The 21,086-nt window shown below is 68.0% G+C and carries 15 protein-coding genes; 6 read left to right on the forward strand and 9 right to left on the reverse strand.

Features of this window, described 5'->3' with window-relative positions; translation table 11 throughout:
- The first annotated feature begins 101 nt into the window (after positions 1 to 101).
- The 4 genes from QFZ23_RS07565 (at position 102) to sufU (ending at position 7,895) form a co-directional block, all read left to right on the forward strand.
- Positions 102 to 2,840, forward strand: a complete 2,739-nt coding sequence (locus QFZ23_RS07565) for a LuxR C-terminal-related transcriptional regulator (protein ID WP_306921785.1) — start codon at positions 102 to 104, stop codon at positions 2,838 to 2,840.
- Entirely contained in the window at positions 2,818 to 5,580 is a 2,763-nt protein-coding gene (locus QFZ23_RS07570) for a LuxR C-terminal-related transcriptional regulator (RefSeq protein ID WP_373427858.1), read from the forward strand. Before QFZ23_RS07565 ends, QFZ23_RS07570 begins: the two co-directional genes overlap by 23 nt.
- Positions 5,581 to 6,090: 510 nt before the next feature.
- Positions 6,091 to 7,416 (forward strand): SufS family cysteine desulfurase, encoded by a 1,326-nt coding sequence (locus QFZ23_RS07575; RefSeq protein WP_306921789.1) that lies wholly within the window; start codon positions 6,091 to 6,093, stop codon positions 7,414 to 7,416.
- Between the two features lie 29 nt (positions 7,417 to 7,445).
- A complete protein-coding gene (gene sufU / locus QFZ23_RS07580) occupies positions 7,446 to 7,895 on the forward strand; it encodes a Fe-S cluster assembly sulfur transfer protein SufU (protein ID WP_306921791.1) in 450 nt (149 codons plus the stop codon).
- A 43-nt stretch (positions 7,896 to 7,938) separates the two neighbouring features.
- Here sufU and nhaA read toward each other — a convergent pair whose 3' ends face one another.
- From nhaA to QFZ23_RS07600, 4 genes are all read right to left on the reverse strand, one after another.
- Complete coding sequence (nhaA, locus tag QFZ23_RS07585; RefSeq protein ID WP_306921793.1) at positions 7,939 to 9,327, reverse strand: Na+/H+ antiporter NhaA; 1,389 nt, start codon at positions 9,325 to 9,327, stop codon at positions 7,939 to 7,941.
- Positions 9,328 to 9,516: 189 nt separating this feature from the next.
- On the reverse strand, positions 9,517 to 9,738 hold the full coding sequence (locus QFZ23_RS07590) for an SCO4848 family membrane protein (RefSeq protein WP_306921795.1): 222 nt from the start codon (positions 9,736 to 9,738) through the stop codon (positions 9,517 to 9,519).
- A gap of 4 nt (positions 9,739 to 9,742) precedes the next feature.
- Positions 9,743 to 10,240 carry a DUF2505 domain-containing protein gene (locus QFZ23_RS07595; protein ID WP_306921796.1) on the reverse strand — a complete coding sequence of 166 codons (498 nt, stop codon included), beginning with the start codon at positions 10,238 to 10,240 and terminating at the stop codon, positions 9,743 to 9,745.
- 47 nt (positions 10,241 to 10,287) lie between these two features.
- Positions 10,288 to 11,757, reverse strand: a complete 1,470-nt coding sequence (locus tag QFZ23_RS07600) for an SDR family oxidoreductase (protein WP_306926734.1) — start codon at positions 11,755 to 11,757, stop codon at positions 10,288 to 10,290.
- Positions 11,758 to 12,052: 295 nt separating this feature from the next.
- Here QFZ23_RS07600 and mfd point away from each other — a divergent pair, with 295 nt between their 5' ends.
- Both mfd and QFZ23_RS07610 read left to right on the forward strand, forming a co-directional pair.
- Complete coding sequence (gene mfd, locus QFZ23_RS07605; protein WP_306921797.1) at positions 12,053 to 15,778, forward strand: transcription-repair coupling factor; 3,726 nt, start codon at positions 12,053 to 12,055, stop codon at positions 15,776 to 15,778.
- Between the two features lie 5 nt (positions 15,779 to 15,783).
- Positions 15,784 to 16,605: a metal-dependent hydrolase gene (locus QFZ23_RS07610; protein ID WP_306921798.1), complete on the forward strand. Its 822-nt coding sequence runs from the start codon at positions 15,784 to 15,786 to the stop codon at positions 16,603 to 16,605.
- A gap of 64 nt (positions 16,606 to 16,669) precedes the next feature.
- Here QFZ23_RS07610 and QFZ23_RS07615 read toward each other — a convergent pair whose 3' ends face one another.
- From QFZ23_RS07615 to cobA, 5 genes are all read right to left on the reverse strand, one after another.
- On the reverse strand, positions 16,670 to 16,903 hold the full coding sequence (locus tag QFZ23_RS07615; protein ID WP_306921799.1) for a hypothetical protein: 234 nt from the start codon (positions 16,901 to 16,903) through the stop codon (positions 16,670 to 16,672).
- Between the two features lie 46 nt (positions 16,904 to 16,949).
- Positions 16,950 to 17,693, reverse strand: a complete 744-nt coding sequence (deoC, locus tag QFZ23_RS07620; RefSeq protein ID WP_306921801.1) for a deoxyribose-phosphate aldolase — start codon at positions 17,691 to 17,693, stop codon at positions 16,950 to 16,952.
- Between the two features lie 83 nt (positions 17,694 to 17,776).
- Entirely contained in the window at positions 17,777 to 18,637 is an 861-nt protein-coding gene (locus tag QFZ23_RS07625) for an FAD-dependent oxidoreductase (RefSeq protein ID WP_306921802.1), read from the reverse strand.
- A 248-nt stretch (positions 18,638 to 18,885) separates the two neighbouring features.
- Positions 18,886 to 20,037, reverse strand: a complete 1,152-nt coding sequence (locus QFZ23_RS07630; protein WP_306921804.1) for a uroporphyrinogen-III synthase — start codon at positions 20,035 to 20,037, stop codon at positions 18,886 to 18,888.
- Between the two features lie 14 nt (positions 20,038 to 20,051).
- A complete protein-coding gene (cobA, locus tag QFZ23_RS07635; RefSeq protein WP_306921806.1) occupies positions 20,052 to 21,086 on the reverse strand; it encodes a uroporphyrinogen-III C-methyltransferase in 1,035 nt (344 codons plus the stop codon).

The raw sequence follows: 21,086 nt of genomic DNA on the forward strand, positions 1-21,086 counted from the left end.
GCAGTGCCCTATATCCCTGCAAAGTAACGGGGTAGTCTACTTTCTAAGCGGGGGAGGCGATGGAGCCTTTATCCTGCCTGGCGGGATGTAAGGAAAAGTTCATGTCAATTGAGCCACTGAGCTGGGGACGTGGGTCTACGGCGGGCGTGCTGGCGGGACCGGCGGGCGTCGCGGGCGGGACGGACCTCCAACGATGGTCGGTTCCGGCGCGGAGCGCAGACCTTGACGCCATCCGCACTGCGCTGACAGATCCTGAGTCCCTGGGCGTAGTTATCACCGGTGCCCGCGGTGTGGGGAAATCCTCGCTCGCCCGCACCGCCGTAGCCGAGCTCGGTCCCGACGTCTGGGCGCTTCAGCTGCGCAGCCCCCTGTCCGGCTCACAAACCTCGTACGGCTGCCTCGCCTTCCTCCTGGCGAGGCTTCCGCAGTCCGCGATGGCTTCACCCACCGCCATCCTCCAGGGCATCACCTCCCTGATCCGGTCCGACGCCGCGGGCCGCGACTGCGTCATCACCCTGGACACCACCGGCCAGATCGATGACATGAGTGCCGGCGTCATCCTGAACATCATGCTGACGCACACCGCCCGCGTCATCGCCATCGCACCCAGCACCAGCGACCTTCCGGCGGACTTCCACTGGCTGCTCACCGACCGGCGGCTGACGGAAGTTCGGCTGGACAACCTCAACGAACTGCAGACCCGGCAGGTGCTGCTGACCCTGCTGGGCCACCGGGTCTCGGCCTCGCTCGTGAGCACCTACCACTCGATCGTGGGCGGCAATCCGCTCCTGCTGAAGGCGCTCGTCACGGAGCAGCAGCAGTCAGGAAACCTCGTCCTATCGGATTCCGTCTGGACCCTGCGGGACAGGGTGGTGCTCGACGGCGCCACCAGCCTGGATGACATCGTGCGGTCCCGCTGGTCCCGGGAAGAGCCGAAAACCCGCGAAGTCATTGAGATGCTTGCCTGTGCACGGCGTGTCCCGCTGACCAGGCTGACCGACATCTACGGCACAGCCACCGTGGCCGACATGGAGGACGCCGGGCTGCTGACGGTGGCCGACACCGGGGACCGTTGGGTCTCCCTGCGGGAACAGTACCTTGGGGACGTGGTGCGCTCCTGGCTAAGCATCTCCCGCCGTCGTGAACTCCGGACCCTGTTGCTGGGCGGCCACGAACCCGAGCTGTCCGCCCTGACCATGGAGGAACGGATCGAGTTCGCCGCCTGGACCAAGGAGTGCCAGGCCGAGCTCAGCCCTGCCATGGCGGTGGCCGCAGCGGAGGCGGCGGTGCTGCTCTTTGACCCGCGGTTCGCGATCTCCTGCGTTGAAGACATCAAGAAGACCGACGACGTCTGGGTGGAAGCGCAGCTGCACAAGGCGACTGCGTACCTGCTGCTCGACCTGCCGCTGCAGGCCATGGCCTCGCTGGAGGACATTTCCCGGGTGCAGCTGGATGCGCTCAGTGAGGAGGCCTTCGCCCGCGTGGTGGCAGCCAAGAGCCGGGTCATGGTGTGGCTGCCGGAACTGTGCGGCCAGGTGCCGGACGAGCTGGCGGCGGCCCGCAAGCGGCTTGGCGTTGGCGCAGGGGTGGCATCCAGCTGGCCCGATCCGCTTGGCACGGCCGCCAACGTCATTGCCCTGGCGGAGTTTGAATACAAGTCCTTCATCGGCGACTACGACTCCATGATCGGCGAGCTGGAGAAAGCCTCCGACCCGGCGGTCAACAAGGACCCGGCCTTCAGGATCCAGGCAGCACTGCTCCTGATGCTCGCCCTGTCGGCGGTCGGCCGGGAAATGGACGCCCTCCAGCTCATGCGCCGGGTCGGCGGGCAGCTCTCGGATGCGGGTCCGCTGACCGGCCTGCGGGAACGGTTCGCGATGACGGCGTTCAACGTGCTGCTGCAGGCCGGCCAGTGGAAACGGTGCCTGGAACTCGTCGGGCCGCCCAAGGGGCAGGAGGAGCGCCGGCTGGCCTACCGGACATCTGCCACGGAGCTGGCCGCCGGCATCGCCTACGTTTTCTCAGGCCGTGGTGCGGCGGCCCTGGATTCGCTGCTGTCCGCCGTCGCCCAGCTCGAGCTCCGCCCGGTGCTGAACATGCTGCAGGCCGCCTACGCCGCCACGGCCTTCGCCTACGCCCAGATCGGCAACGCCGGGCAGGCGCACAAATACCTCGACAAGCTCCACGGGGTGCGCGGCCACTGCAACTTTGGCACCGTGTTCGTCACCGAGTTCTGTGCGGACATGGCGGGGCGGTGGCTGGGGGACACCGACGCCGTGAAGCGTCTGCTCGAGGCAGCACACCGCGACATCGATGCCGGCCGGTACACGCTGGCGGGCATCAGCCTGCTCGGAGCGACCGTGAACGGGACCGATGAGGACTTCCGCCTGATGGAGGAGGTGGCGGGCCACCGCCAAGGTACCCTCGCCGAGATCTCACGCCTCATCGCCGTGGGCACCCGCACCAAGGACGCCAAGGTTCTTTTGGAAGGCGCGCACCTGTGCGCCGAACTGGAGCTCGACGCCGTTGAGGCCCGGTGCGTTGCGCTCGCCGTAGACTTTGCCCGCCACTCCGGCGATTCTGCCTCCGCCCGCGTTGCCCAGGCCCGGCTGGACAGCCTCACCGCCACGGTGCCCAGCCTCCCGATCGTTCCCAGCAGCGGCAGCCCGCTCCTTACCGCACGTGAACGCCAGATCTCCCGGCTGGCCGGAAGGGGCGTATCCAACCGGGACATCGCCCTGGAGATGGGCGTATCAGTCCGAACGGTGGAGGGCCACCTGTACCAGGTGTTCACCAAGCTCGGCGTGACATCCAGGGGTGATCTGCCTGGCCTCGTCTAACAGCTCCCCATCAAACAGCGCGTCGCCCAACCCTTCGTCCCACGGCGGCTCGTCCAATGGCCGCGGTGCAGAAGCGGAATCCGAACTCCGCCAGCTCACAGGCCGCCGTGAAGCGATAGAGCATGTCTGCACCATAATCCGCAGCCGTGCCAGCCAGGCGGTCTACCTGATGGCAGGCCCCGGCGTGGGAAAGACATCGGTGACGGACGCCGTGCGGGAGAAGCTGGCGGCAGAGATGACCGTGCTCCGCATCCACGGCAGCTCCTCTCTGGCCAAGGTCCCCTACGGCGTGCTGGCGCCCTACACGTCCGGGCTCGCCCCGGAGGAAGCGGACTCGCCGATCGCGGTGCTGCGGGCCGTCTGGGCCCACTTCCAGGAGCTGAAGGGCGGCGGCCTCAAAGGCGGCAACGACGCCCCGGTGCTCCTGGTGGTGGACGACGCCCACCACCTCGACGACGCCACGGCCAGCATGGTGGTAGACATGACGTCGGCAGGCTGGGCGACCGTGCTGGCAGCCGGACGGCCGCGGCCGGGCCTGCCCCAGGCCCTGAACCAGCTCTGGTATGACGGCCTGGCCGAACGCATCGATCTCCGGCCGCTCAACGGCGAGCAGGTCAGGGAGGTAGTGGAACACACTCTCCAGGGGACTGTTCCCGTGAGCACCGTCCAGTCGCTGTGGTCCGCTTCGGGCGGCAACCCGCTGCTCCTCGATTGCCTGCTGAGTGACGCAACAGCCGCCGGAACCCTGGTCCAGCGGAACGGGATCTGGGTGCTGCTCGGACCGTTGCCGGCCGACGGACCCAGGCTTTCGGATCTCGTGGCCAAGGATCTCCTCCGGAGAACGCCGGAGGAACAGGATGCGCTCAAGATGATCGCCCTGGCGGAGCCGGTGCCCAGGGGCCTGATCGAGGACGTCTGCGGCGCCGGCGTCGTACGTTCATTGCTGGATAACCAGGTGGTGAGCGAATCAACCGCGACGCATACCGAGTTGCGGCTCACCCATGCCATCCTGGGCGAATCGACGCGGCGCCAGGTGTCCGTCTCGCGGAGCCTGCAGCTACGGCAGAAGCTTGACGCCCACCTGGACCCCGCAGCCGCAAGCGCTGAGGGCAGGCTGCGGCTGGTCCAATGGTCGCTGGAGTGCGGCCTGGAGGTGCCCGACCGGGACCTTCTGAACGCCGGCCTGCTGGCTGCGACCACGTTCAATAATGCCGGCGCCCGGCTCATGGCCGGTCACGTGCGTGCACCGGTGCTGCAGGCCCACGCGCTCTCCATCACAGCGCGGGCCCACTTCAATGAAGGGAAGTACCGCGAGGCCGCCGAACTCCTTGACGGCTGCTGGCTTGATCTGGCGGGGGATCCGGAAGCTCCGCAGGTGCTCATGCTCAGGGCGTCATCCCACATGGCTCTGGGAAAGTCCGTGCCGTCGCTCCGGGCTGAATCGCGCCACCAGCTGGAGGAGGCCGGAATCGCCCCCGACGATGCGTGGCAGGACAGGATCCACGAACTGCTGGAGATGGCGGCCGCCGGGGACCATGAAGGCATTGGTGCTGTCGTCGCGGCGCTGGGGACCACGGATCCGGAGACTGCATCCGGCGTTGAGGCAACACTGCACGCCGTGGCGCAGGCCCTGCTTGCCCAGGCGCTGGTTGCTGCCGGCCGGTCACACCAGGCCCACGCCGCTGCGGCGGCGGCCGGCCCCTTCCTGCACGCGCTCAGCGGCGGCCTCTATTTCTTCAATGAGTTTGTCCTGACCCGACTGGCGATCAGCACCCTCGCTGCCGGCAACTGGGAATCGGCCGAACATGAACTGTCCGGATACCCGGCTGAGCGCACCGAGGGCGCTTCGACCTTTGGCGGCGGTATCCAGGCACTGCGAGGCCTTGGACTGCTGCGGCAGGGGCAGCTGGAGCGCGCCTACCAGGTCCTCCTGCCCGCTGTCGAGGCGCTTCGGGTCAATGACCCGCTGCAGGAATTCAGGTTCGGCTCGTCGCTTGCCTTCTACGCCGCTGCACGGCTGGGCGACACCGCCCAGGCGAAGCGGCTCGAACAGGACTTCATCTCCGCCAGGCACGCGAGCGGACCCGGCTGCGACGCAGTCGCGGAAGCCTATGCGGCCGCCGCGGCTGAATACCTTGACCGGAAGGGCAGCGGACTGGACAGGCTCCGTGAGCTCGCGGGGTCCGAGTCAGTTACCGACCATCCAGGAACCAGGATGGAGTGCCTCATCCTTTGCTCGGATCTTGGCGAGCATTCTCTGGCGCAGGAACTCGCCGCCCTCGCCGCTACCGTTGAGGGCCGGTGGGCTGCCGGCTGGCGGCAGCTCGCCCAGGCCTGGGCCTCGGAAGACGCCGATGTCCTCATGGACACGGCCGCCGCCCTGGAGGAGGCGGGCCTGCTGAACCTGGCGCGCGAGGCGTACGCCAGGGCCGGTGCCCTGCTGGACGCGGCGGGGGAGCGGCGCCGAGCCCGCCAGGCGATCGCGCACCGGGAGAAATGCGACCAAGAGCTCGGGGAGCGCTTCCGGGAGAGCCCGTTTGTGGCCTCGGTCCCCAGTGTCCACCTGACCCGCCGGGAGCGGGACATCGTTGAGCTGGCGGTGCAGGGCCTCTCCGACCGCGAGATCGCGCAGCAGCTGATGGTGTCCGTGCGGACCGTCGAGGGGCACCTGTACCGCAGCTACGTCAAGCTCGGCGTCCGCCGGCGTGACGAGCTCGCGCTTGCCCTTCCGAAGAAGTAGCACGCTTCCCAAGCTGATTTTTTTCTGGCCCCTCCGGGCAAAATCCGCGCGGTTGCGCGCCGGGCATGGCTACCTGCGGGAACCAGTAGTTGAGTACTCAGAAAAACGAGTACATGATACTCGTGCCGCGGGCGCCGGTACGCGATTAACTATTAGTGGCAGCGGAAGCAGGGCTGATCTCCCCCCGAAGCTGCCACCAGATTTTTCCAGGTCTCGCACCAGATTTCCGGCCCTCGGGTCCGGGTAAGGCGGGGCCGGCGACGTCAGAGCCTTCTGAGACCGAGGCTCTCCCCCCAGCCGTCGCCGGTCCTTAAAAGTAGCGGGTCCGCAACAAGTGAATATCCGACGGCGTGAATAGGGCGGCCCGCAGCGACGGGGGCCCTTTTGCGTGCGCCTCATCAGGTATCCCGGAACGTGCGCCCCGATCAGGCAGGCCGGCTCGTGCCCTGCTGCGCCCCAAACGTGCTGTGGGACAATTGAGAGGTACCTCGAGGCACCCAAGGAGTCCCATTGGCCGTAGTATCAACGCCAACCACGCTGACGCGTGCCCTTTCTGCGATGGACAATGCCGAGGTCCTGCGGATCCGCAACGACTTTCCCGTGCTGAATCAGACGGTCAACGGCCGCCCGCTCATCTATCTGGATTCCGGCGCAACTTCGCAGAATCCGCTGAGCGTAATCGAGGCGGAACAGGAATTTTATGAGCAGCGGAACGCTGCCGTGCACCGCGGTGCCCACCACCTTGCCGTGGAGGCCACCGAGGTGTTTGAGGATGCCCGGCAGACCGTCGCCGACTTTGTCGGGGCGGCCTATGAGGAGATCGTCTGGACCTCCAACGCCACCGAGGGCCTCAACGTCATCAGCTACGCTCTGTCGAACGCCTCACTGTGGGCAGCCCAGGGCCGCGGCGACGCCAAGCTGCGGGACCTCGCCCTGGGACCGGGCGATGAAATCGTGGTCACCGAAATGGAACACCACGCAAACCTGATCCCGTGGCAGGAACTGGCCTACCGGACCGGTGCCACGCTGCGGCACATCCCGCTGGACGACGCCGGGGTGCTGCGCATGGATGAAGCGGCGGAAATCCTGGGGGAGCGCACCCGGCTGCTGGCGTTCACCCACGCCTCGAACGTGCTGGGGACCATCAACCCGGTCAGCGACCTCGTCGCCCTCGCCCGGCGGGCGGGCGCCCTCGTGGTGCTGGATGCCTGCCAGTCGGCACCGCACCTTGCCCTGGACGTCAAGCAGCTGGATGTCGACTTCGCCGTGTTTTCCGGCCACAAGATGCTGGGACCCACCGGCGTCGGAGTGCTTTACGGCAAGCAGGAGCTCCTGGACGTGCTCCCGCCGGTCCTGACCGGCGGTTCCATGATCACCACAGTGACCATGGAACGCGCGGAGTACCTCCCCGCGCCGCAACGGTTCGAGGCCGGGACGCAGAAAATTTCGCAGGCAGTGGCCCTTGCCGCCGCGGTCAATTATCTGACGGAAACCGGCATCGACCGGGTGCACCGCTGGGAGTCCGAGCTGGGCCAGCGGATGGTGGCAGGCCTGGAAGCCATCGACGGCGTCCGTGTGCTGGGTCCGGCCGCCGGCCAGGACCGCATCGGCCTGGCGGCCTTTGACGTTGCCGGTGTCCACGCGCACGACGTCGGCCAGTTCCTTGATGCGCGCGGCATTGCGGTCCGCGTGGGCCACCATTGCGCGCAGCCGCTGCACCGTCGGCTGGGACTGACGGCCACCACCCGGGCCAGCGCCTACTTGTACAACACCACCGACGACGTGGACGAATTCCTGGACGCAGTGTCCGGAGTCCGCGCCTACTTCCGGGCCTAGCCCCGGATCCCGACGACAGGTACTTGAGCATGAGCCTCGACCAGCTTTACCAGCAGATTATCCTTGACCACTCCAAGGCCCGGCACGGCAGCGGATTGGCCGCAACGGCTGTCCCGGACGGCGCGGCCACCGGTCAGTCTCACCAGCTCAACCCCGTGTGCGGCGACGAGGTCACCCTGCGCGTGGCCGTTGACCACGGCACGGTCACGCAGTTGGCGTGGGACGGGGCCGGCTGCTCGATCTCCATGGCCTCCGCCTCCGTGCTGAGCGAGCTGGCCGAGGGCATGACCGTGGACGAACTCCGCTCGGTGATCGGGAACTTCCGCGAGGTCCTGCGGTCCCGGGGAAAAATCCCCGCCGACCCCGAAATCCTGGGCGATGCCGCTGCCTTCGAGGGTGTGGCCCGCTACGCTGCGAGGGTGAAGTGCGCCATGATCTCCTGGGTTGCGGCCGAGGATGCCCTGAACCAGGCAGCTTGACCGCACCTTTTTAGCCGTCCTGCCCGGACCTGGCGGTCCTGAACTAGCCGTCCTGTTCGGACCGTTCGAAGACATCCGGCACGCCGTCGCCGTCGTCGTCCCGCGCCTCCATCTCTTCCACGCGCCGGTAGTGCCTGTTGCGGGCCTTAAGCACGACGGCGGCCAGCGCCGCGGCGGTCAGTGAACCGGCCAGGATGGCCACCTTTGCGTGGTCGTCCCGGGCTGAGCCCGAGCCGAAACTCAGTTCGGCGATCAGCAGCGAGACCGTGAAGCCTACGCCCGCCAGGAGGGACAGTCCGGCGACGTCGACCCACTTCAGGCCGTCGTCGAGCTGCGCGCGGGTGGTTTTCGTGACCAGGAGTGTTGCCCCGAAGACGCCAAGGGCCTTGCCCACGATCAGTGCTGCCACGATGCCCACGGCCACGGGGTCGGCCAGGGTGGACGTCAGGCCGGAGGCGCCGCCGAGCGCAACGCCCGCCGAGAAGAACGCGAAGACAGGCACCGCAAAACCTGCAGACAGTGGCCGGAGCAGGTGTTCCAGGCGTTCGGCCATGCCGGTGCCGCCGCCGTCGGAAGTCATGCCGTCGTCATTGATGTCGCCGGTGGTGCTCCCCGGGTGGCGGAGGTCCCGCCGCGAGGCAGCCACCGGAACGGTGAAGCCGAGCAGGACGCCGGCCACCGTGGCATGGATGCCGGACGCGTGCACCAGGCCCCACGTGGCCGCCGCCAGCGGCAGGAGCAGGTACCAGTGGGTGACCCGCTTCTGCACCAGCCAGGCGAAGAGTGCCAGCGGGACCAGGGCGGCGAGCAGCAGGGCCGGCTGGAGCCCGGTGGAGTAGAAGAATGCAATGATCCCGATGGCGATCAGGTCATCCACCACGGCGAGGGTGAGCAGGAATGTCCTCAGCGCCGCCGGGAGGTGGGTATTGATGACGGCGAGCACTGCCAGCGCGAATGCTATGTCGGTGGCGGTGGGGATCGCCCAGCCCCTCAGGGCCTCGGCCCCCTGGCTCCAGACGATGACGGAGTAGATGATGGCCGGCGCGGCAACGCCGCCTACTGCCGCCGTTACCGGGACGACCGCCCGGGACGGCTGGCGCAGGTCGCCGGAGACAAACTCGCGCTTAAGTTCCAGGCCGGCAATGAAGAAGAACAGTGCGAGCAGTCCGTCGGAAGCCCAGTGCCCCAGGCTCAGCTGCAGGTGCCAGGGCTCGTAGCCAACCTTGAAGTCGCGCAATCCAAAGTAGGCGTTCGCGGCTGGGGAGTTGGCCCAGACCAGGGCGGCAGCAGTGGCGACCAGGAGGAGCGCGCCGCCGACTGTCTCCGTCCGGAGGATCGCGGCAATGCGGAGGTACTCGGGGTAGGTGGAGCGGCTGAATACGCGGAATTGCCGGGAGGGAAATTTACGGGACGGGAGGGACGGCTTGGTCATTGGAGCTCCTCGAGGGATCGGCTAACGTCTTGCCGACCAGACTTCCCGGCGCACCATGTGTACCCAGCTTATCTGACGTGCGAAAGTCCGCCGAGGCCTTCTGGTTGAGCGGATCGAAACCCTTTCGACCCGCTCAACCAGACCACCCCGATGCAGGGAGGCCTGCCGGAGCCGGTTAGCCCGCGCCGCTCAGCCGACGAGCGCCGCGATTCCGATGGCGGCCGTGGCGGCACCCAACACCATGGATACCGTTACCAGGACCACGTGGACGGTGAGGAACTTCGTGGCCTTGCCAGCGCCGTCCCGTGCCCGCGGGTCCTTCATGACGCGGCGCAGGAATTGCGGCCACACCACCAGGGACCACACGCCCGAAACGATCAGGACCAGGGCAAGGAAGGCTGGGACGTCCACAGGACTAGTGGCTTTCGAGCCAGGCCTGGGCCTGCTGCGACTGGATGTTCAGCGCCTTGCCCACCATGGGCTCGGCGGCGTCGGCGATCTTGCCGCCCAGGAACGGCACGGAGGACGTGACGTTGCCTTCGAGTTCAACCCGCGTGCTGCCGCCGTCAGCAACGAGACGCTGGACCGCGGACACGTCGATCGGCGCGCCGGCGATCTTCAGGGAGATGGTGCTCTGGCGCGAACCGTCGGCTGCCGGAGCTTCCCAGTTTTCCACCTGGGTCACCTTGAGGCTCTCGCCGACGAACTTGCGGGCGATTTCCGGCAGACGCGTCGTGGGGAGGGTGCGCACGGACGTCGTGCTGAACTCTCCGGCAATGTCGCCCACCACGGTGAAGGACTCGAGGCTGCCGCCGACGTATTCGCTGGTGTGGCGCTGGAAGTCCTCGTTCGTGAAGACTGCGGTGACGCTGTCGACGCCGTGGGGAAGGGTGGTGGATGCACTCAGTGCCATAGATCCTCCGTCGTTGTGGGGTCAGAACGCTTTTTGCTCACCACATCCTACGGGGTGGCGGCGGACTCTTCCGCACCGGCCACCTTCCGGGCTGCCGCGGTAATGTTGCGGGACATGGCCGGGAAGATGATGCTGTGGAACGGAAGAACGGCCAGCCAGTAGAGCCGCCCGCTGAGTCCTTTGGGAAAGAAAATCGCCCGCTGGCGGTAGCGGCTTCCGCCGCCCTCAGGCTCCACGCAGAGCTCCAGCCAGGCGCGTCCCGGGGCGCGCATTTCTGCCCGCAGACGGAGCAGGCGGCCGCGCTCGATCCGTTCCACGCGCCACCAGTCCACCACCTCACCGGCCACCAGATGGTGCGGATGCCGGCGTCCGCGGAGCAGGCCCGCTCCGCCCGAGAGCTTGTCCAGCAAGCCGCGGACGCTCCAGGCCAGCGGGAGCGAGTACCAGCCGTTGCGGCCGCCGATCCCCTCGATGATCGTCCACACGTGCGACGGGTCAACGTCGCTGGGAAAGGTCCGCTCGTCGACATACACCCTGTGCCCGGCCCAGCCGGGGTCGCTCGGCAGCGGGTCGGCATCGGCGCCGGCGTTGGCCCAAGTCGTTTCCACCTGGCCGTCGCGTTCCTTGCCGAGCGCCAAGGCCACGGCCCTGCGGTAGCCGGTCAGCCCGCCGTCGGGCTGTTTGATGTAGTTATCGATGTCGTGTTCGGCCGAGACCGCATCGTGCTGCAGGGACTGGACCAGCGGCACGGACATGGACAGCGGAATCGGGGTCACCAGGGCAACCCACAATCCGGCCAGCCTGGGTGCCGGCACTGGCAGCGCCAGGACCGGGCGCGGCGGCAGGCCCGCCTCGGCCGCGTACTCCTTCATCATGCCGGCGTACGTCAGGACGTCCCGGGAACCGATGTCGAAGGTGCGGTTGAGTGGTTCCACCAGAGACGCGGCCCCGACGAGGTAGTAGAGCACGTCCCGGACGGCGATGGCTTCGATCCGGTTGCGGACCCAGCTGGGCGCCGGCATGAGGGGCAGGGTTTCGGCGAGGTGGCGGATCATTTCGAACGACGCCGAGCCGGAGCCGATGACCACCCCGGCCTGGAACACGATGGCATCCACCGGGCCGGAGAGAAATACTTCGCCCACCGCCTCGCGGGAGCGCATGTGCATTGACAGTGCAGTGTTGCGTGGGTGCAGTCCGCCCAAATAGACGATCCGCCGGACGGAGGCAGCCGCGGCGGCACCGGCCACAAGCCCGGCCATGACCTTTTCCTTGGCCTCAAAACCGGAGCCCGCTGCCATGGAATGGACCAGGTAATAGAGGACGTCGACCCCCTGCAGGGCCTCCTCCAGCGCCGCGGAGTCGCCGAGGCTGCTGCGGACCAGCTCCACGTCGTCGAACCACGGCACGCCGGCGATCTTCTCCGGGGACCTAACGAGCACCTTGACGCGGTGGCCAGCGTCCAGCAGCCGGGGGACCAGCCGCCCGCCGATGTACCCCGTGGCGCCCGTGACAAGCACCGTCCGGGCGTCGGGGCTGCTGCCGGCTCCTGCCGCGCCGCCGGTGCTGCTGTCATTTCCGCTGCTGTCATTTCCGGTCTGGTCGCTCACGGGAGTCTCCTTGGGGGCGGCGGCATTGCTGTGCTGATCTTCAGGCTGTGCTGAACCTCACCTGCTCAGCAAGCTTAGCAATGCGGTATCCGGAGCCCGGATGCCGCCGGCGCGCCCTCAGGGGTAGGCTGGAAGCCCCGGCATTCGCAAGAATCTCGGCTTTTCGTGTTGCCTGCGTTCGAATGAGATTCCAGGAGATCCTGCCATGAGCCCCAGCGGCCAGCGCCCCAAAGGCCAGCCCTCCACTGGCCTGCCCTCAGGCCAGTCCCTCAACGGACTGCCCCTCAACGGCCTGCGCCGCGTCCTTTCTACGGACAGGACGTTCGCCCGCGTGCAGGCCGAGGCGGGCAGGAGCTTCAGCGTCCGCAGCGAGGACTACCAGATCAGCGCCCCGGCAGGACTGCGGCCCGTGCTCCTGGCGGAGATGGCGGACGGCCTGCTGAACGCTGCGGAAAATGGGAGCTCCGCCGCTGACCATGCCGCGCCGGGTGTTGTCCTGGCCGTCACCGCCACGGGACGCGAGGCCGAGGACCTTGCCGCCGCGCTCCGTGCCTACTTGCCCGCCGACGCCGTGGCCGAGTTCCCCAGCTGGGAAACCCTCCCGCACGAGCGGCTTTCCCCCCGCTCGGACACGGTGGGCCGCCGGCTGTCGGTCCTGCGACGCCTGGCGCATCCGGAAACCGCAGCGGCGGGACCACTCCGGGTGGTCGTGGCCCCGGTCCGCGCCGTGCTCCAGCCGATCGTGGCCGGTCTGGGGGAACTGGTTCCGGTGACCCTGAAGGTCGGCCAGGAGGCCCCCTTCAGCAGTGTCGTCAAGAACCTCGCAGACGCCGCCTACGCCCGCGTCGACATGGTGACCCGCCGTGGCGAGTTCGCCGTCCGCGGCGGCATGCTCGATGTCTTCCCGCCCACCGAGGACCACCCCATCCGGGTGGAATTCTTCGGCGACGAGGTGGACCAGATGCGCTGGTTCGCCGTCGCCGACCAGCGCTCGCTGTCCTCGCCCGGCCTGCACCATCCCACCGAACTCCACGCCCCGCCCTGCCGCGAAATCCTCATCACCCCGTCGGTCATGTCCAGGGCCGCGACGCTGAAGTCCCAGCTGCCCGCTGCTGCCGACATGCTGGAGAAGATCGCCGGCGGCATTGCCGTGGAAGGCATGGAATCCCTGGCGCCTGTCCTGGTGGACGCCATGGTCCCGTTCATGGAACAGCTGCCAGAGGGTTCCATCTCGGTGGTCATTGAACCGGAGAAGGTCCGCACGCGCGCGCACGACCTCGCGGCCACTAACGAGGAGTTCCTGGAAGCCGCGTGGTCCACGGCCTCCGACGGCGGAACTGCCCCGCTCGACCTCAGTTCGCAGGCCTCGGCCGCCCTGCATTCCGCCAGCTTCCGGTCGCTGGCCGAGACCCGATCGGCGGCCCTCGGGCACGAGGTGTCCTGGTGGTCCATCACGTCGCTCGCCACCGATGAGGAACTGACACCGGACATCGACGTGCTCAACCTCCACGCCCGCGAACCGCGCGGTTACCAGGGCGACGTGGCGGAAATGATGGACTTCATTGGCTCGCACGTGCGGGACCAGTGGCGGATCGTGGTGGCCACCGAAGGCCCGGGCCCGGCGCAGCGCCTGGCTGAACTGTTCCACGACGCCGACATCCCCTGCTCCCGGGTGGACACACTGGACCACGAACCCCAGGCAGGGATCATCGAGGTGACTACCGCCGCCGTCGGACGCGGTTTTGTCCTGGACGGACTGAAACTCGGTCTCCTGACCGAGGCCGACCTGCTGGGCCGCACCTCCGCAGGCTCCACGAAGGACATGCGCCGCATGCCGTCCAAGCGGCGGAACGCCGTGGATCCGCTGCAGCTGGTGGCCGGGGACCATGTGGTGCACGAGCAGCACGGCATCGGCCGGTTCGTGGAGCTCATCCAGCGCAAGGTGGCAGGGGGCGGGGACGGCGTGCGCGAGTACCTGGTGCTGGAGTATGCGCCGTCGAAACGCGGGGCGCCGGGGGACAGGCTGTTTGTGCCCACCGACCAGCTGGACCAGGTGACCCGCTACGTCGGCGGCGACACCCCTGTGCTCAGCAAGATGGGCGGCGCGGACTGGGCCAGCACCAAGTCCAAGGCGCGCCGGGCGGTCAAGGAGATCGCCGGCGAGCTCATCCGGCTCTACTCGGCCCGGATGGCGTCGCGCGGCCATGCCTTCGCGCCGGACACACCGTGGCAGCGCGAGCTGGAGGAGGCCTTCCCGTACGTGGAGACCCCGGACCAGCTCACCACCATCAACGAGGTCAAAGCCGACATGGAGCGTGAGATCCCCATGGACCGGCTGGTCTCCGGCGACGTCGGCTACGGCAAGACCGAGATCGCCGTCCGCGCCGCCTTCAAGGCCGTGCAGGACGGCAAACAGGTGGCGGTGCTAGTGCCCACCACCCTGCTCGCGCAGCAGCACTACGAGACGTTCACCGAGCGGTTCTCCGGGTTCCCCCTGCGCGTGAAGCCGCTGTCCAGGTTCCAGGCGTCCAAGGAAGCCAAGGAAACCGCCGAGGGCGTGAAGAACGGCTCCGTGGACGTGGTGATCGGCACGCACCGGCTGCTGTCCAAGGACTTTGAGTTCAAGGACCTGGGCCTGGTGATCGTGGACGAGGAGCAGCGCTTCGGCGTCGAGCACAAGGAAGCGCTGAAGAAGATGCGCACCAACGTGGACGTCCTGGCCATGAGCGCCACCCCGATCCCGCGTACGCTTGAAATGTCGCTGACCGGCATCCGCGAAACGTCCACCCTGGCCACCCCGCCGGAGGAACGCCATCCGGTGCTCACCTATGTGGGGCCGTACACGGACAAGCAGACCTCCGCCGCCATCCGCCGCGAGCTGATGCGCGAGGGACAGGTCTTCTTCGTGCACAACCGCGTTTCCACAATCGAAAAGACCGCAGCCAGAATTCGCGACCTCGTCCCCGAAGCCAGGGTCGAGGTGGCACACGGCAAGATGTCTGAGAGCCGGCTGGAGCAGATCATCGTCGACTTCTGGGAGAAGCGCTTCGACGTCCTGGTGTGCACCACCATCATCGAAACCGGCCTGGACATCTCCAACGCCAACACCCTGATCGTAGACGGCGCGGACAAGTACGGCCTGTCGCAGCTCCACCAGCTGCGTGGGCGCGTGGGCCGCGGACGTGAACGCGCCTACGCCTACTTCCTCTACCCCTCCGAGAAGCCGCTGGGCGAGGTGGCGCTGGAACGGCTGAAGGCCGTGGCCACCCACAACGAGCTCGGCGCGGGCATGCAGCTGGCCATGAAGGACCTGGAAATCCGCGGCGCCGGCAACCTGCTAGGCGGTGAGCAGTCCGGCCACATCCAAGGCGTCGGCTTCGACCTCTACATCCGGCTGGTGGGCGAAGCCGTGGCCGAGTACCGCGGTGAAGCCGAGGAGAAGGCCGCCGAAATGAAGATCGAGCTGCCCGTGAACGCGCACCTGCCGCACGACTACGTCCCGGGGGAGCGGCTGCGGCTGGAGGCCTACCGCAAGCTGGCGTCCGCCGTCACCCACGAGGCCATCGACGAGGTCCTCGCCGAGCTCGTGGACCGCTACGGCGAGCCGCCCCTGCCCGCACAGAACCTGGTAGCCGTCGCGCGCTTCCGGGTGGGTGCCCGCGAAGCCGGGCTCTCCGACGTCGCCCTGCAGGGAAACTTCATCAGGTTCTCCCCGGCGCAGCTGCCCGAATCGAAGACCATGCGGCTCAACCGCATGTACCCGGGCGCGCAGTCCAAGCCTGCCCTCGACGCCGTGCTCATCCCCAAGCCGAAAACGGCAAGGATCGGCGGCCGCGACCTGCAGGACGCCGAAATCCTGGAATGGGCCGACGGGGTCATCCGCAACATCTTCGCCGACGCCCCGGTCCCGCTCGAAGCCACGAAGGGCTAGCCGTGATGGGAGGACACCACGCCGCGTCGGGAGCCGCGGCGTGGGTGGCTGTTGCCGCGACGGGGCCGTACACCCTGGGCTGGTACCCGCTGGACGCCACCGGCGTGCTGATCGGCGGCATGGCGACGGCGGGCACCGCCCTGGTGTGCGACTGGGACCACCGCTCCAGCACCGTGGCACACTCGCTGCCGCCGCTGTCCAACATGATCGCCCTGGGCATCGAGAACGCCAGCGGCGGCCACCGGCAGGGCACGCATTCGGTGCTGGGGGCAGCCATGTTCGTGCTGCTCGCCGCGGTTGCGGCGCAGATCCAGGTGGACACGCCATGGGGTGTGCTGTCCCTTGGTGCCGGGCTGCTGTGCATGTTCATGATCAACATCGCCGCCAAGGCGCTGAAACTGTTTCCAAAGTCCGGGTGGATCACCAACTGGGTCTTTGCCTTGGTCATGGCCGGCCTGGTGACCTGGTTCGCGCCCCACCAGTGGACCTGGCTGCCCATGTCCATGCTGATCGGCGTGGTGGTCCACATCGTGGGGGACATGGTGACCACCGGCGGTGTTCCGCTCCTCTGGCCGCTGGTGATCAAACCGCCAAGGTTCCTGCGCCGGATGTGGGTGTTGAGGAACTTCTGGCGGCCCAACGGCGCCTTCTCGATCCCGCTGCTCGGCCGGGCAGGGTCCCGGCGGGAGTGGCTGGTGCTGATACCGGTGAGCGGCTACGCCATGGTGGGAATGTGCCTGGCGGCCTGGTCGCTGGCCGGTGCGCATTTCCCTGCGGTGCTGGCGCTGGCCGGCCGGCTGGCCAGCAGCATGCTCGGACTGCCATGAAATAGGAGTTAAAAAAGCCGAAGCCCGGACAGTCCGGGGCTTCGGCTTTTTAATTCAGTTGGTCTTAGTGTTCGCCAGCGCTGTCCGAGCGGCCGGTGATGGTCTGCGGGATCCAGAATGCGAGGGCGAAAAGGCCAAGGCACACAGCCATCGGCCACGGGTTGCCCAGCGTCAGAAAGGACAGCGAGTAGATGGCGCCCAGGAACAGGGCCATGATGACCACGAACAGAACGATGCTGCCGGCCAGGGGGTTCTCGTTCTGGGGCGTCTTTACCTGCTGGTCAATCTTGCTGGACATTCATTCCTCCTCGGCCCCGCGGGGCTCAAACTGTGGCTGCCGCCGGTCAGTACGCAGACGAACCCTGTTCGCCTTTGACGATTGCAATACCGGAGCTGGCGCCAATACGTGTTGCACCTGCAGCAATCATAGCCTGTGCGTCCTCGAGGGACCGCACGCCGCCGGAGGCCTTGACGCCCACGTCCGGGCCCACGGTGCGCCGCATGAGGGCGATGTCCGCGGCGGTGGCTCCGCCGCCGTTGAAGCCCGTGGAGGTCTTGACGAAGTCGGCACCGGCCTCCACGGCCGCTTCGCAGGCCAGGACCTTCTGGTCATCGGTGAGCAGGGCAGTCTCGATGATGACCTTGAGGATCGCCTCTCCGGTGTGGACGGCCTCGGCGACGGCCTTGATGTCGTCCACCAGGGCGCCCCTGTCCGAAGCCCTGGCCGCAGCGATGTCGATGACCATGTCCACTTCGTCGGCGCCGTCCAGCACGGCCCCGCGCGCCTCAAACGCCTTGACATCGCTGGGCGTGGCGCCCAGCGGGAAACCCACCACGGAACAGGTGAGCACGCCGGTGCCCTTGAGGGCCGTCTTGACCGTCTTGACCCACACCGGGTTCACGCATACCGACTTGAACTTGTACTCGGCGGCCTCGGCACACACCTTGAGGATTTCCGCTTCGCTGGCCTCCGGCTTCAGCAGCGTGTGGTCGATGAAGGAAGCGATGCCCGGCGCCCCGCTACCCTCCCCTGGAGATCCTGCGGGGCTGGTCGCGGTGCCCGTTCCGGGGCTGGCTTCGTTGCTCATGCTGGTCCTTTCCATGGGCTTTTGGCCGAAGGCGCCCCGGGTGTCGCGGCGTCCTTGCGAACCATCCTGCCACAGCAGGAAAGCTAGGCAGCGGTGGCCAGCTGCCCCTCGGAAAGTGCCGCCATGAGCTCGGCCGCGCATGCGCCGGCAGCGGACCCGGACGCCACCAGCAGACCCAGCCGCACGCCGTCCAACGCTGCCGCATCCCCGATGGCCCAGATGCCCGGCACGGAGGAGCGGAAGTCGCGGCCGACGACGATCCCGCCGGCCGCCGCCGTCTTAACGCCGGCGGCTGCTGCCAGCCCGTCCCGGGGCGTGCGGTCCTCGGCGAGGACCACGAGGTCGCCGTTCATGCGGCTGCCGTCCTCGAACACAACGCCGGCGGCCGGCAGCACGGATCCGGCCAGTGTTGGCACGACGGCGGCGGGCCGGGCAGTGGTGCGGACCGGACGGACGCCGCGGGCGCGAAGCACCGCTTCGGCCTGTCCGGCGGCGGGACCGGTGCCCACCAGGATGCCGAGCGGCCTGCGGCCCAAGACCCTGGTGACTTCCTTGACGGCGTTGCCGATCTTGGCGGCGTCATCGATGGTGGAGTAGCTGAGGCAGCGACCGGAGCCGTCCACCGGCGAGTGCACCGGGGCCGAGCCGGTGGCGATGACCAGCTGGTCGTAGGAGAATTCCATGCCGTCGGCGGTGGTGACCACCCTGGCGGTGGCGTCGATGTGGCTGGCGGGCTGGCCGAAGCGCACCGAAACGAACGGCAGGGCGGCCAGGTCCAGCAGGTCGTCAGGGGCGTCGTCGTGGCTGCTCAGCACGGTGACTGTTCCCGAGAACTGCACCGCGGCGAGCTGGGCCACGAGGGCCTGGGCGGCCGGGCCTGCCCCGGCGATGAGGATTTTGGCGGAAGGGGTGGCGGTGGACGGAAACTGTGCCGTGGCGGACATGTGCGGGCCCTTTCGAATGCTGCACCAGGCGGGCCGGTCTCGGGCCCTGTTGTGCTGATGGGACCCAGCCTAGGGGGAGCGTTTTTCGCCGGTGTTTCCCTGCCATTGCGGAATTGTCCCCGGCTGTTCGCTGCTTTTTACCACCCGGTAACAATATGCCCCGGCACAGCAACCCGGGGTCACTTAGCGCCCAATTCCAGGGGGTGGGTTGGGCGCTAAGTCACCCCGCGTTGCTGTAGGAGAACCGGTTACACGCGGATGCGGTAGCCGCGCTTCACCACGGTTTCCACGAGCTTGCCGTCCGGCAGGGAGGAGCGGAGCCGGCTGACCGTCATGTCCAGAGCGTGCACCGAGCCGCGCAGTTCCAGGAGCTCGGAGAGCGACTCCCGGGAAAGGACCGCACCGCCGGCGCCCAGGAGCGCGCGGAGCAGCAGCAGCGGCGCCGGGGCGATCTCCACGGGCTCGCCGTCAATGCGCAGCGACCGGCCGCGCAGTTCCACGTTTCCGGAGCGGGTGTCCAGGCGGCGCACATGGTTCAGCGCGAGGTGCTCGCACACCAGCCTGATGAGCGCGCCCATCCGAAAACGCTCCGGCACCAGCGGACTGATGCCGGCATCGAGCAGCGGCTGCGCCGTCACCGGACCAACGACGGCGGTCGTTACGGTGGTCTTGAGGCTCTCCACGAGCTGTTTGTACAGCCCCATCTCGTGGGCCGTGCTCCACATGGCGTCCACGGCAGGGGCGCTCGTGAAGGTGAGGACGTCGAGGTTGCCGCTGCAGGCCGCCTCGATGAGGCGGGGGAGCCGGTCTGCGCCGTCGGGCTTGACCCAGCGGTAAGGGGTCACGGTCAGGACGGTGGCGCCGGACATCCGGAGCCGTTCCAGCTGACGGACATCCGTGTAGCCGTGCAGCTGCACTGCCACGGTCTTGCCGCGCACGCCCTCGGCCAGCAGCATGTCCACCAGCGTCGCCGTGGTCTCGTCGCTGCTGATTCCGACGTCGGCCAGGCCGGCGGCGCGCACGGCGCCGCGGGCTTTGGGTCCGCGGACGAACATCCGGCAGGCGCCAAGGGTTTCCAGCAGCTCCTCACCGATCCCCGACGCGTCCGCCGCCTCGCACCAGCGGCGCATGCCGTAGGCGGTGGTGGCGATGCAGAGGTCAGGTTTGGCTGCGATGATCGCCCTGGTGTCCTCGATCAGGCTGATGTCCTCGTTCACCGGGGCGATCTTCAGTGCCGGGGCATGCAGGACCTCGGCGCCGCGGCGTTCCAGGGCCTCGATGAGGTCCCGCGAACGGCGGTGGGACGTCACACCGATCCGGAAGCCCTCCAACGGGGCCTCGGCGGCAGCCTCCGGCGCTGTTTCGGTGGGTAGTGTGTCAGTGGGGGCTAGTGCATTCATTGCGTTCATGCCTATCACGAACCCAGCAGCGAGGCCGCCAGACGGTCGAGTTCCGCCGCGGCCTCGGCATGCCCGCGGTTGGCCTCAGCCACCCGCACCACCTCGCCGATCACCAGGACAGCGGGATTACTGCAGCCGGCGGCGGCAGTAGTGATGTTGCCCAGTTCAGCGATGGTGGTCTTCTGGCCCGGCCGGTAGCCGCGCTCCACCACAGCCATGGGCATGTCCGTGCGCATCCCGGCGCGGCGCAGGCCGGCGGCGAGGTGGTGCAGCGTACCGATGCCCATCAGCACCACGATGGTCCCGCCAAGGCCGGCCAGGTGCGTCAGTTCCTTCTCCGTGAGCGGGGCGTGGCCGGACACGACGGTGAACATGTGGCTGACTTCACGGTGCGTCACGGGGATGCCGGCGGCAGCCGGCACGGAGATGGCGCTGGTCACGCCGGAAATGACGCGGACGGGGACGCCGGCGGCGACGCAGGAAGCAACTTCCTCACCGCCGCGGCCGAAGACGTACGGGTCGCCGCCCTTGAGACGCACCACGTTGTTGCCTTCCAAGGCGGAAGCGACCATGAGCTTTTCGATGTCGCCCTGGCTCACCTTGTGGTGTCCCGGCCGCTTTCCGACGTCGACGAGTTCGGCAGAGGTGAGGGACGCCAGCTCCTGGTACGGGGCCAGCCGGTCGTAGAACACGACGTCGGCATCCCGCAGTGCCTTGACGGCCGCCACGGTCAGCAGCTCGCCGGTGCCCGGGCCGCCGCCAACCAGCGTGACGTGGCCGGCCCGGCCCGCGGCCGGTTCGGCCGCCACCGGAATGCCGGCGGCGCGGCAGCGGTCCAGCAGAGGCTCCCAGCCGGTCTGGCCGTCCTCCACCGCCGCGACCAGGAAGGGACGCTCGGGCAGGGGACCATCGTGCCCGGCACCCTGCGGGGTGCTGAGGCGCGAGACGACCGCTCCGGCTGCCTCGTAGCGGCGGACGGCCTGGCGGGCGGCGAAATCCGAACCGGTGACCAGGACGTCGCGGCCGGTGAGATCAATGCTGAGCTGCAT

The sequence above is a fragment of the Arthrobacter globiformis genome, assembly GCF_030818015.1.
GTDB lineage: Bacteria > Actinomycetota > Actinomycetes > Actinomycetales > Micrococcaceae > Arthrobacter > Arthrobacter globiformis_C.